A 13,023-nucleotide genomic window follows, 5' to 3' on the forward strand; every position below is an offset into this window, starting at 1 on the left:
CCAGATTGTTATAGAAGATTGTAGAATTTATACCTACCGGCTATGGTGAAGAGTTGTTTAAAATTGGGACAATTGGAGGCGGACCAGGTCTTCATGTCAGCAGCTTTAGCAGCATAAGCAGACTTAGTTAAACAGCAGCTTTGAGTATCTACACGGTGGAGCTTTGAAAGCTGCTAAAGCTGCCGGCCAGCTTCTTGGCACGTCTAAGGACGGAACCATAACGCGCATATTCAGGCAAAAAAATCGCTCCCTGTCGTAACCGTAATTTGCCCAACCCATCATTCATTATCTTTATCGACAATTATGAATTAAAGGGTTATCCTCAAATGTTGGAATGGGCTCCTTGTATGTGTTCTTCAAATTGAAACTCCAATCTGAATTTTCCTTTGGTCTGAACATTAAAATCACCAGCCAGCTGTTTCAGCAATGTATGAATCAAGGTGTGTCCTAGACCGGCGGTACCTGTAAATTCAATGTCATCAGGATATCCTTTTCCATTATCTTCATAAATGACGTTAATGTTATGATCCGAGCGTGTGATGTTGACCGTAATTTCTCCACGTTCATTGTTTGCGAAGGCGTATTTTAATGAATTTGTGATAAGCTCATTTAACATTAGGCCTAATGGAATTGCCTGGTTAATATTCAAACTGTCCAGATTAACTTCCGTATTCATGACTACCTCTTTATTATCAAAACTGATGCTATCCTCAATAGTTGATACAAGATTTTTGATATACTCCTCGAAGGGTATGTCTGCAAAATTATCCGACTGATAAAGCAGCTCGTGCACCATTGCAATGGAATGGATTCGGTTACTACTCTTTTTAAGGATCTCCTTGAATTTTTGGTCCTCAATATCCTCTAATTGAAGTATTATGAGACCAGAGATAATAGCCAGGTTATTTTTTACCCTATGGTGAATCTCAGAAAGTAACAGCTCTTTCTCTTTTAGTGACTTTTTAATTATTTGTTCGTTAGCTTTGCGTTCGGTGATATCAGAAGATATCCCGATGACAGCTACCAAATTGCCCGTTTCATCAATCACGGGAGAATTGGTTACCATGGCCAGAAAAACGGATCCGTCTTTACGACTCACTTCGAATTCACCATACCAGCTTTCTCCGGCAAGTAATTTGGAAAAAATATCAGAAGCCAGTTCTCGCGAGGCTATAGAAGGAGTGATATCAATAATATTTTCGCCCAGCGCTTCCTTTGTCGACCAGCCATAAAGCTGTTCGGCCGCACGATTCCAATATATAATTTTTCCATCCGGATCCGTGGATATGACTGCTTCTCCTATTTCATTCAGCAATCGGGAGTTAAACTTTAGCTTTTCCTCCACTTGTTTGCGCTCGGTAATATCCGTAGCTATCCCACCGGTAGATTTTCCCACTCCCGGGATCTCGCCCATGGGAAACATATTGGTAAGATAGTGGCAATCCCCCCGGAGGGTAGAGACCTTCTCTTCATATTTAATTGGCCGGTTGGTATCCAATACTTTTTTATCATTTTTTTGAAACTCCCTGGCCGTTACTTTATCAATAAGCTCAAAAGCTGTTTTCCCGATTACCTGCTTGTCGCTCAGTTCAAATATCTTCTTCCACTTCTCATTCACAAATTGGTGCCTGCCTTCACGGTCACGCACCCAGATCGCCGCCTCCGTCTTGTCGGAGATGGTCTCTAGCAGCAACCGACTTCGCTCTGATGCAATTTTAGTTCGTTTTTGGTTATCAATATCCTGAAAACTCACGCTCAGGTGTTTACAAATCCCATCTTCATCCATTTCAGGCTCACCGATAGATCGGGTCCAAAGCTCCTCCCCGTTAGTCGTATTAATCCGCAATTCCACATCAAAAGACTTGCCATGGTTAATAGCATTTTCAACGGATCGGGTCATGGTTTTCCTGTCTTCGCCGGATTTGTAAAAACAAAAGACCGTTTCCAAATCGGGCAGATAATCTTCAGATACATCGAAAATTTGTTTCACCATGTCAGACCAGTACACCACGTACTTATCCAAATCCAATTCCCAATAGCCGATTCGAGAAATCTGACTCATTTTATCCAGCCTGCGTTCTTTCTCCAGCAGCTCCCGCCTGTTCATCAAGTGATTGATTTTTAATACCAAATGACTGGCAATAGAGTCTATCAGTGCTACCTCTTCCTTGATAAAGGGACCTTCGTCTAATACAGGCATATCTTGCAGGTAAACAACGCTTATTTTGAGTAGAAGCCCATTTAAACATTCCCGTTCAATCTCTAATTTCCAATCGGTATCACGATATTCGTTACTTTGGTATACCCGTTCTCCAAATTCTATGGATGCGGCGGTTATATGTGGGTACTGCCAGCCCGGTGCCAGAAGGCTTACAGCTTTTCCAAGCAGTTTTTGAATTGACGTCCCTCCAAGGGAAGAAATATTATACAGGCAGGTCTGCTCCTTAATCCGTTCTTGCAGATTCACCAGTGCCTCTTCCCGTTCTTTTTCCAAAAGCTTTCTTTTGGTAATATCCTCCTGAATCCCAATGAATTTTTGCTTTTCCTTTACCTTATCGTAGAACGGGTTAACATCAATTTCAAACCATTTTTTTTCGCCTTCATTGGTGTATATTAAAAATTCCTGCCTGAATGGTTGTTCTTGCCTGAAGCTGGAAATGCCCTCTTGAATTGACGCAGCATCGGTCTCGTTTCCCGCCAGTAATTCTCCGAAGCCCGTACCGATGAAATCCTTGGATTCATATCCCGTGGCTTTTAAAAAGGAATCATTTACCCACTCCACTTCTATTTTATCGTTGAATATGATCACTCCGTTGTGCATCCTGCTGGCGACCTGCGAAAGTTTTCTAATCTCCTCGTTTCTGCTTTCCTCCTCAGTTACATCACGAAAGGTTCCATAAATGCGTACGGTTCTTCCCTCTACTTGCTGTGGCACTCCTGAAACATGAATCAGCTTCTTCGCATCGTTATCTCTTGAAGATTGAAGAATTTTATCGAAGGCAAGTCCATCTTTGATGGATTTTTCGATAGCGCACTTGAATATTTCCTGTGATTCGGTATCCAATTTTTCGATCAGCGTTTTTCCAGCCAGCTCCAAACCATCAGGCAGATCAAAGAGATCAAGTACCAAGCCGTTGCAATAGATTCTGTCAAGCATGAGGTCCAACTCCCATCCACCGACATTAGACATTACTTCCGAATGTTTCCGAATCGCCCGAAGCCGTTTCCGCTCTGATATATCCTGAACATAGGAGATAATGTAATTCCCGAACCTCTCATCCTCAATCTGTGTTATCGTTGACTTTACATAGCAATCCCTGTTATCCTTGCGTATCAGTTTCCACTCATTGGTGAAGACCCCGCCCTCCGAAATAATTCTATTAAATACATTTTCCGCCTCGACTAATTTCTCCTTCTCATTCAGGTCCAGATATGACATGCCGACCAATTCTTCATCCGAGTAACCTGTCAGTTCCGTAAATTGGTTATTTACCTTGGTGAATTTTCCGTCTTTATCAATGATGGCTACGGAAAGTCCGGAAGCATTAAACGTAGCCAGAACCAGCTGGTGTTTAAGCTGGTTCTCTCTTTGCGATTCGTAGTTTTTCAGCTCTCTTTCAACGGATATTCCCAGCCTTCCGAGATTATTTTTAAGGCAATAATCATTCACCCCTTTTCTAACGGCATCAACGGCTTGCTCCTCGCCTATAAAACCCGAACATAGGATAAAGGGTATGTCAGGGATTCTATCGCGGACAATCTTTAAGGCATCTAAGCCCGTAAAACCAGGCAGATTGTAATCCGAAATTATGATATCGGGTATAGCCTTGTCCAGGAATGCCTTAAGGTCTTCGACGGAATCAACAATTGCAAAGTCAAAGATCGAATCCGATTTTTTTAGCTCAAGCCTGATTAGCTCGGCGTCATCCCTATCGTCTTCAACGATTAAGACGGTATAGTTTTTATTTGTCATTTAAGTAGGGTTGATTTATAGCCAGCCAATAGACTCCCAGGTTATTTACCACCTCAACAAAACCCTTGTAATCCACCGGTTTACGTACATAGCTGTTGGCTCCAAGTTCATAACCTTTTAAAATATCTTCTTCTTCCTTGGAAGAAGTCAGAATCACTACCGGAATCAATTTTGTAGGTTTTTTACTTTTAATCTCTCTCAGTACTTCGTGACCGTCAATTTTCGGGAGCATCAAATCAAGCAATATGATCATAGGCAGGCCTCTTTTGTCTACTCCTTCGGAATGATTACCAAAAAGAAAAGCCAATGCTTCTTCACCATCCTCAACAACATGAATTTCATTGGCAAAATTATTTTTCTTGAATGCCAGCATGGTCAGCTCGACGTCGTCGGGATTATCTTCCACCAGTAGTATATACGGTTCCTGATTTTTCACTTGGTCTCCTGCGGTTTGTTTTCTGTTAGATAAAAATAGAAGGTTGCTCCCTTTTCCGGTTTGCTCTCAGCCCAGATTCGTCCCCCATGCCGGTTGATTATGCGCTGAACCGTAGCCAGGCCGATGCCGGTTCCTTCGAACTTTTTTTCGCTATGAAGTCGCTGAAATGCCCTGAAGAGTTTCCCCGCAAATTTCATATCGAAACCGACTCCGTTATCCTGAACGTAATATGTTTTCCGATTCTTATGTACTGTAGAGCCCACCTTGATTTGAGCCGGTTTCCGGTCGGATGAAAATTTCCAGGCATTGGAGAGCAGGTTTTGCATCAGTGAGCGAAACAGCCCTTTATCGGCATGAATCCCAAGATCCCCTTCGTTATGAAATGCTACCTCGCGTTCCGTATCCCACTCTCTCAACTCCTCGACCAGTTCCAGTGCCAAAGTTCCAAGATCAAAGTATTCGGTCTCGATATTTTTTTTCGAAATTCGGGATAGTTTCAGAAGGTCATCGATAAGACTGCCCATTTTCTGGGCGGCAACTCGAATGCGATTCAGGTAGTGTTTGCCTGTTTCATCAAGTTGTTCGCTGTATTCGTTTAACAATTCCTGACTAAACCCATCGAGCCTTCTCAAAGGAGCTCTCAAGTCGTGCGCTACCGAATAGGTAAAGGATTCTAACTCATCAATTGCTGACTCAAGCTGCACACTCTGCCTTACAAACCCTTTATCCAATCCTTTTTTTTGTGACTCTTCTCCAGGCATGTCATTAAAAGTAATACCTACCACCTGTTTTGAAATAAACCAGACAAAGCCGCCTACTTGTTTGCCTGACTTCCCGGTACCTTCCCGCTCTACCTCCCAATGTTTCGTCTTACCGGTTGAAATAGTATCCAGTATGATGTCTGTTAAGACCGTTTGGGCAAGCCCCGGATACATCTCCCTCCATGGCTTTCCATTATTGGATTTCATTTCCATACCGGTAACCCGGCAAGCGGCTTCATTAACGTTGACTTGTCGGAAGGAAGGAGGAGTACAGGTATCATCTAATTCCAATACCAGCAATCCTGATGGAAAAGATTCAAACATACTTTGATCAAGGTCAGAGCACAAATTCATAAAACTCGGATAAAATGACAGGCAAGTAAAGCTTAAGAGCTTTTAAGAAGGGTGGTATCAGTGAATCTGATTACGAATAGAAGCTCCGATATCCAAGTTTCATGTTGCCTATAGATGGCAAGGAACCTCAACATATTTCCTTGTGCGGTTTTAATTACAGCATAGCAAGATACGGCTATCATAAGCCTGAACCTATTATTATCTATGCTGTTTTAGAAATAGGCATAATGGTAGGTACTGTCTCACAATTCCGGTTTTTACCGTATCAGAATAGTTTTACTTAAAGGGTTAATTGTTATTTGGAAATTTTGAGATAGGTTATTTTTCACGCGGATAAGACCGGCCTAAAAGCAGGCGCTTCAAAAAAATCCAGAAAAATATTACAGATTCAGTTTCGGTGTTAATCAAATAGCAGATCTTTAATAGTATGCATCCACGCTGGTTCAATCTGACTTCCTACCACCCGCCGTTTTAAAGGTACCCCTTCCGGCAAGATAAGATTTGAAATATTAATGGTTTAATACATAAGGAGGGCACCGACATCACGACACGTTTCTGAAAAACTTTTAAGTAAAACGGTATTGAGTAAAGTTTCCTACTAAGTTTTCAAAAAGATGTCGTTTCTGTCGTATTGGCTTGTTAGGAGAGGGGAATGTAGCTGTCAAGTGTATGTTAGCTTGATTTTAGCAGCACTAGCAGCCTGCTTCGCGAGTATCAATCTACAGTCAATTATCAACTCATGGAGTGATTCAATTCGGAGCATCTTTTTCGATTTTGAAACCAGTACCAATTTAGCTAAAATCCTTAATATAACGCTGTCTTTTCCATTGGTATATGTATAGAATTTTTACGCATTTAGGGAGTCTGCATCTACAATCTCTTCAAAAACTTTTATGAATGTAAAAAAAATTTCAGCATTCTTAGTACTTGCGGTATATTTTTTCTGCTTCGTTCCAGATAATTCAAAAGCCCAGCATGGCAGTCAAGAAGTGGATAATGCCATCCTTTTACTTGGTAAGGATTCGGAGATTCCAGCTCTAGGACCTGTTGAAATTACACCCATAAATGCACCAGGAACAACCATTACAGAGGATATTCATGGTTTTATGTGGTTTGGAGGCAATAATGGTCTTTATCGCTACGATGGGAGTGACTTTATTCACTACCAGCATGATCCACTTGATTCTACCTCATTGTCAGAAACATGGGTAGAGAGTTTATACGCTGATTCCGATGGTTACTTGTGGATTGGTACATTCGGCGGGGGACTCAATAAACTGGATCCTGTAACGGATACATTTACACATTTTACCCATGATGCAGAAAACCCAACAAGTCTCAGTCAGGATACGGTAACGGTTATGCTGGAGGACAGCAGAGGTACCCTTTGGATTGGAACGCATGGTGGTCTTAACCGTTTTGACAAATCAACCGGCGAATTTACCAGGTATCTTCATGAATCGAATGATACTACCAGCCTCAGCAATAATCAGGTGCGAGCACTATATGAAGACTCGCGGGGTACACTCTGGGTCGGCACCGGGAGTCCGGCCCCAACTGAAACTCCTGTGGGAGAAGGGGGGCTAAACCGCTTTCATCCTGAATCACAAACATTTACACGTTACCTGCATGACCCGGCCGACTCGACAAGCCTGATCAACAATAAAGTGATGAGCATATATGAAGATTCCCGTGGAACGTTTTGGGTTGGGACTCTTGGGGATGGGTTACATTCGATGAATCGTGCGTCGGGCACGTTCACCCGACATTGGTTCGATTCTACTGACCAAACAAAGGTGAGTCGCCCTTTTTTGGATAGTGATAGCGAACTATCAAGTGATTGTGTAGGATTCCCATGTGGCGGAGTTACCTTTATCCACGAAGACAAAAATGGGATGATGTGGGTAGGTGGACTTTACGGAGGACTAAATCGATACAACCTGAAAACAGGCGCTATGAGCCACCATGATGCAAATAATAGTGGATTTGTTTATAATCAAGTCTGGTCTATTCATGAGTCCCATGACGGAACACTATGGGTGGGTACATGGAGTGGTGCGTACAAAGTCAATGCTCCAGTGAATTTATTTCCTCAATTCTTATTAGGTAATGATGACTTCATATCTATTTTGGGTATGAATAACTCTGTATCTACAATTCAAGAAGATCTAGATCATAGACTTTGGGTTTCTTATTATGATTTTGGACTGGTTAGAATCGATCGAAGGACTGGCATCTTCACTCACTTTCAATCTCAAGAAAGTAATCCTGACAGTCTTGTTTCAAATTACATTAATAGTACAGCAATTGACCCAAATGGTAATGTGTGGATATCACACTTTTCCGGGGGGATAAGTAAATATAATAACGCTGAAAATAACTTTCGGCGATTATTCAGCGACGACGAGAACCTTAATACCAGTACGGAAATTATTATTGACCGTAAAGGGCAGTTGTGGGTCGGTACCCTTGGACCAGGTCTTTACCACATTGATTCCGAGTCTCAATCGATTATTAATCACTATGGCAATAACGTAAATGATCCGAACAGCCTGGTTGACACCAGAATTACCACAATTTACGAAAGTAACATAGGTAGTATATGGGTGGGAACTATGGGCGGACTAAACGTTATTGAACGCTCTCTAAAAAATCAATCCAACCAACCTACCATACGTAGTTTTCTTCAAGGATTGCAGATAAACACTATTTTAGAAGATGAAAATTCTAAGATTTGGGTTGGTACACGAGCCAACGGACTCATTCACCTGGATCCATCAACCGGGCGGTGGGTCAACTACACATCAGAAAATGGACTTCCTACCAATACTGTAGTTTCACTAATCTTTGATGATTTTGGATTCATTTGGATTGCTACGGTAGAAGGGCAATCGAATAATCCATCTGATGGCAAACTCACTCGCTTTAACCCGAATACAGGTGAGGTTACAAATTTTACATCACAAGAGGGACTTCCAGAGATTGGGTTTTATTATTCTGCGTTGAAAACACACGATGGGTTACTCTTCTTTGGTGGTATCGGTGGGTTTACGTTTTTTGATCCCTCTATGATACAAGACCCAACCTTTACATCTCCAAAAATTGCACTGACTGGACTACAACTTTCAAATGAAGCGATCACACCCACAACAAGTGGAGTTTTGAACCGCCCGATCTATATGGAGGATCAAATTGAGTTAACGCATCGTCAAAATGAGGTTACATTTGATTATAAAGCATTTGCATACAGAAACTTCAATCAGATTGAATATCAGTATCAGCTTGAACCATATGATTCAGATTGGGTGAATGCAAGAACTCAACAAAGTGCTCGTTATTCACGTGTGCCACCTGGAGAGTATCGCTTTCGTGTCCGAACAATTGACGATCGAGGTAGAGTTAGTCCGGAAGAGGCAGCTCTTGGCGTTACGATTCTTCCACCTTGGTGGCGAACATGGTGGGCCTATGGGTTGTATGCGTTGATCTTTGCGGCCGGTGTGTTTTCAGTGGACCGTTTTCAGCGAAACAGACTAATTGCCAAAGAACGTGAACGGGCACGTGACCGTGAGTTAGAACAAGAGAAGAAACACTCTCATCAACTTGAACAAGCCTACTCCAAACTTGAAGATTCTCTCCAAAAACTTACTGCCGCCCAGGATCAGCTCGTACAACAGGAAAAGCTGGCTTCGCTGGGACAGCTCACAGCCGGTATTGCCCATGAAATCAAGACTCCACTGAATTTCGTAAATAATTTTTCGGACCTCTCTGTCGATTTGATTGAAGAAGCCAGACTGGAACTTAAGAATGAAAATGGCAACGCGGATAGTGTAAAAGATACTTTAGCCATACTTGACGATGTAGAGACTAATCTTCGAAAAATACATGAACACGGCTCGCGCGCGGACGGTATTGTGAAGTCAATGCTAGAGCACAGTAGGGGTGGCGACGGTAAAATGGAACCAACGCCTGTGAATCCGTTAATCAAAGAATACGTGAATCTGGCCTATCATGGAATGTGCGCTGGCAAAAACCCTATAGATGTGGACATCCAATTAGATATGGATGATAGTGTCGGTGAAGTAGAAATGAATGCGGAAGACTTCAGTCGCGTAATTGTGAACCTGTGTAATAATGCCTTCGATGCGATGAGAGAAAAGATTCTGGATAAACATTCCGAATCAACAGACTCCTACAAACCACGATTAACGGTGCGGACCCAAAATACTGGTCGGGAAGTTGCTATTTCTATCGAAGATAACGGGCCCGGGATACCCGAGGAGGTAAAAGATAAAATCATGCAGCCGTTTTTCACGACCAAAAAAGGGACTGCCGGAACCGGGCTGGGACTGAGTATCACCAACGATATCATTAAAGCCCACGGTGGCAGCCTGGATGTTGAGTCAGAGCCTGGCAAAACAGTGTTCACTATCACACTCAGCAGGTAACAACATGCTTCGCTTCTTCCGTAATATCCGAAAGAAACTTATGGAACAGAATAAAGTCCGCACGTATATCCTGTATGCCGTTGGGGAGATCCTGCTGGTAGTAATTGGGATTTTAATTGCCCTTCAAATCAACAACTGGAATGAAAATAGAAAAGCTGTTCAAAACGAATACGAAATAGTTGGTAAAATGATAGAACAATCTGAAGCCGACTCAATTTTACTGTCTTATCGCATTAAAGTTTTTGAAAGTCGTATCTCAAACATTGAGGATTACTTAGCTGTCGGTCAAGGCAAGGCAGATTCCTTAAAACAAAAAAAATTCTCTGGGTGGCTTCCAATATACTCCACTTTTAACGATGGAACGCACTTAATTCGTAACCATTTAGAAGACTTTAAAAAAATTAATGATCTTGAGCTGAGAGATCAACTCATGGAGTATTCCCATTTATCCAGCATGATGGATAAAGCTATTCAAATAGCAAATTTTAATACGCTAAACTATAGTTTACCGCTTCATCATGAGTATTATGAAACTCTGAAAAATTACGATACCACTTCTACTTTGTACGAAATGCAGGATTTTTTGAAAACCCCGAAAGTACAAAGCCATATTATGCTCTCTAATACCTGGCTAAAAAATGTATTGACTCAGGTGGAAAAATTATTTAACAAAAACCAAGAAGTATTGGAGCGACTAGAGCATTATAAATTTGAGTTAGTTAATTAAGGACTAAATCTTTATAAGCATAAGACTGAATAGTCTTGAATTAAAATAACAACTAACCAATGATGAAATTTTTTCAAAAAATCAGACTGAATTCGATTGTACAAGGCAAAACGGCTAACTACATCAAATATGCTACCGGGGAAATTCTATTGGTTGTTATCGGGATATTGATCGCTCTTCAAGTGAATAACTTGAACGAGGAAAGAAAGCGCGAAATTAAAAGACAGGAATTGATCAATAGCCTGATTATTGATTTTGAAACTTCGCTTACCAAGTCTCAAGAATCTCTGAAAGAAACCGATAAGCTTATTAAAAACATGGATCTATTTTCAGATTTACTTCAAAGCAAAAATCAGGTATCGGTAGATTCTTTAAAATCTTTGGCAACGGCATTTTTTCGAATGATATCATTTGAACCCAGTTTAACTTTTTATAGTCAAGCAAAAAATAATGGGGATCTGGAATTATTAGAATCCAAAGATTTCTTTGTAAAAGTTAATCAGTTTGAAGATCGAAATACCATGCAAAAGAAACTGATGGACAATTTTCTTCAGGGCTATTCTACCGGGTATATTTGGGAATTAAGAAAGAGCGTGGGTTCGATAAACAACCTTAAAAAAGACAGTTCGTCATCCTTTTTCTGGGTACAATCTAACACAGAAACACACCAGGAATACTACGACTTAATGACTTCTCCTTTAGCCATAGCCGCCATGCAGACGCATAAGGTATTGAATGAATCTCTCAGGTTTGATCTTATTTTGTTAGAAAGGCTTTCAAATGAAATCCTTTCTATCCTGAAAGAAGAAAAAGAGGTGGTTAAATAACGAAAGCACCGGGAAGTATCAGTTATATGATTTGGATACCACCTTTTATTCCAGCAAAGAGCGTAAAGAAATAGGTTTGCCTCTTATTTCAGATCCAATAGCCTATGCGGCGACATTGAACAAGACAGAGTTATATACCTGTATGAATTAGGAGTTGATATTGATTCCATCCTCACTAAAATTCAAAAATCGGATTTGAAAAATTCTGAATATGCATTAGATACAATCTCTATTAACTTGTTTGGCCTTGCGCTCCAAAAAGAGCAAAAGATAGAAGATGCGTTAAAAATCTTAAGACTGAATAAATATTTGTATCCGGATCCGTGGTTTACTCATTTAAATTATGCAGAAACCTTGGTGAAAGTCGGTCAAACAGATGAGGCTATAGAAATATTCAGAAATAGGCCCAAAGTTAAGCCCGATGACCATCGCACGAGAGAACGGTTAGAGGAGTTGGTTAATTAATCAATGTGCAAAACAAGTGCATCAAGCGGATGCGCCTCGCCCTTTTGGGCGCCTCAAATATTCCATAAAAAATATCTCAGAACTGGATTTCCTTTTTCTCAGTACCCCAAATTTCTTGGTATAAGAACAGTGAATGAGGCCTTTAGCCTCACCAACTCTTAACCAACCAAGGAGGTTCTTATGAACTTGAAAGACTTTTGCTTCCCCGTAGCCGAGCGCCAAATAACTGTGGACGATTTTCACAGTGAGCAAGTGGACTTGGGCAACGAAAACACCTATCTGACCAGCGATTACAAGAGTATTATCCGGAAAGATACCAACAAGGTCTTCAGCATCGTCCACTTTTCCTACATGAACGAGCGCAAGGAGAAACTAATTACTGAGGTGCTGCACTTTCCAGGTTTTAATGTGAAAATTTTTCGATAATGGAACAATTTCCTTCGTTTATAATAACCACTCGAATCTAATGTGGGAATATCGACTGAAGATCGACTGCAGGATTATTTTAGAACTTCCCGGAAGGGTTTTTAAGTAAGTATTCCCAACATTGGACTAACTTAGTTAGTGCTTTAGATATAATGACAGATTCGAGTTTGGCCACGGGTATAACAAATGACACCTGTAACGTTCTTTGTAACACATAAAAAAGAAACATATCTACAATTCAATTAACATTTCCAATAATTACCCGTTGCAAGAGTAAAACCGTCCTGAGGCTCGGAAATGTTGATACGTGTAACTTTGGGTTACATCCTACCTCAAATGGGCTCGTTGTAATTATTTGTAATAAGTGATTAAAGAATTAGAGGTAGTTTACATAATTAACAATTATGCGACATATAAATAGCCCTCCAGATAATTTAAACGCTCTTTTATTTTAACCTTTAGCTTATCCCAGAAATTAACTCGCTTTTCCTGCCATTTCGACTGGGCTTTTAGGCTACAATGTAAAGGTGAAAAAGCTTAGAAATACTGGCCATTAAGGGGGGGTACCCCTTCAAAATGGGTTTTTAAAAGAGGCACTTAAGGCGCGTT

The 13,023-nt window shown here is 40.9% G+C and carries 8 protein-coding genes; 5 read left to right on the forward strand and 3 right to left on the reverse strand.

The window, feature by feature from the left end; all coding sequences use genetic code 11:
• Positions 1–322 precede the first annotated feature (322 nt).
• From G3570_RS03130 to G3570_RS03140, 3 genes are read right to left on the reverse strand one after another with little or no spacing between them, the layout of a single operon-like run.
• Positions 323–3,973 carry a PAS domain S-box protein gene (locus G3570_RS03130; protein ID WP_165139064.1) on the reverse strand — a complete coding sequence of 1,217 codons (3,651 nt, stop codon included), beginning with the start codon at positions 3,971–3,973 and terminating at the stop codon, positions 323–325.
• Positions 3,963–4,409: a response regulator gene (locus G3570_RS03135; RefSeq protein WP_165139066.1), complete on the reverse strand. Its 447-nt coding sequence runs from the start codon at positions 4,407–4,409 to the stop codon at positions 3,963–3,965. Before G3570_RS03135 ends, G3570_RS03130 begins: the two co-directional genes overlap by 11 nt.
• Positions 4,406–5,494, reverse strand: coding sequence for a sensor histidine kinase (locus G3570_RS03140; protein ID WP_165139068.1), 1,089 nt, complete (start codon positions 5,492–5,494; stop codon positions 4,406–4,408). The genes G3570_RS03135 and G3570_RS03140 overlap by 4 nt, the downstream gene beginning before the upstream one ends.
• 923 nt (positions 5,495–6,417) lie before the next feature.
• Between G3570_RS03140 and G3570_RS03145 the strand changes: the two genes are divergently transcribed.
• From G3570_RS03145 to G3570_RS03165, 5 genes are all read left to right on the forward strand, one after another.
• Complete coding sequence (locus tag G3570_RS03145) at positions 6,418–9,969, forward strand: two-component regulator propeller domain-containing protein (protein ID WP_165139070.1); 3,552 nt, start codon at positions 6,418–6,420, stop codon at positions 9,967–9,969.
• Positions 9,970–10,009: 40 nt separating this feature from the next.
• Positions 10,010–10,696, forward strand: coding sequence for a DUF6090 family protein (locus tag G3570_RS03150; protein WP_165139072.1), 687 nt, complete (start codon positions 10,010–10,012; stop codon positions 10,694–10,696).
• 149 nt (positions 10,697–10,845) lie between these two features.
• Positions 10,846–11,523 (forward strand): hypothetical protein, encoded by a 678-nt coding sequence (locus tag G3570_RS03155; RefSeq protein ID WP_249066617.1) that lies wholly within the window; start codon positions 10,846–10,848, stop codon positions 11,521–11,523.
• 195 nt (positions 11,524–11,718) lie between these two features.
• On the forward strand, positions 11,719–11,988 hold the full coding sequence (locus tag G3570_RS03160) for a hypothetical protein (protein ID WP_165139076.1): 270 nt from the start codon (positions 11,719–11,721) through the stop codon (positions 11,986–11,988).
• A gap of 180 nt (positions 11,989–12,168) precedes the next feature.
• Entirely contained in the window at positions 12,169–12,414 is a 246-nt protein-coding gene (locus G3570_RS03165; protein WP_165139078.1) for a hypothetical protein, read from the forward strand.
• Positions 12,415–13,023 lie beyond the last annotated feature (609 nt).

This window comes from Halalkalibaculum roseum, from assembly GCF_011059145.1.
Classification (GTDB): domain Bacteria; phylum Bacteroidota; class Rhodothermia; order Balneolales; family Balneolaceae; genus Halalkalibaculum; species Halalkalibaculum roseum.

What these genes read in the sequence shown, in the direction of transcription:
- G3570_RS03140 (WP_165139068.1), bottom strand. Translation starts at nt 5,494, where the DNA reads ATGTTTGAATCTTTTCCATCAGGATTGCTGGTATTGGAATTAGATGAT.
- G3570_RS03130 (WP_165139064.1), bottom strand. Translation starts at nt 3,973, where the DNA reads ATGACAAATAAAAACTATACCGTCTTAATCGTTGAAGACGATAGGGAT.
- G3570_RS03145 (WP_165139070.1), top strand. Translation starts at nt 6,418, where the DNA reads ATGAATGTAAAAAAAATTTCAGCATTCTTAGTACTTGCGGTATATTTT.
- G3570_RS03165 (WP_165139078.1), top strand. Translation starts at nt 12,169, where the DNA reads ATGAACTTGAAAGACTTTTGCTTCCCCGTAGCCGAGCGCCAAATAACT.
- G3570_RS03150 (WP_165139072.1), top strand. Translation starts at nt 10,010, where the DNA reads ATGGAACAGAATAAAGTCCGCACGTATATCCTGTATGCCGTTGGGGAG.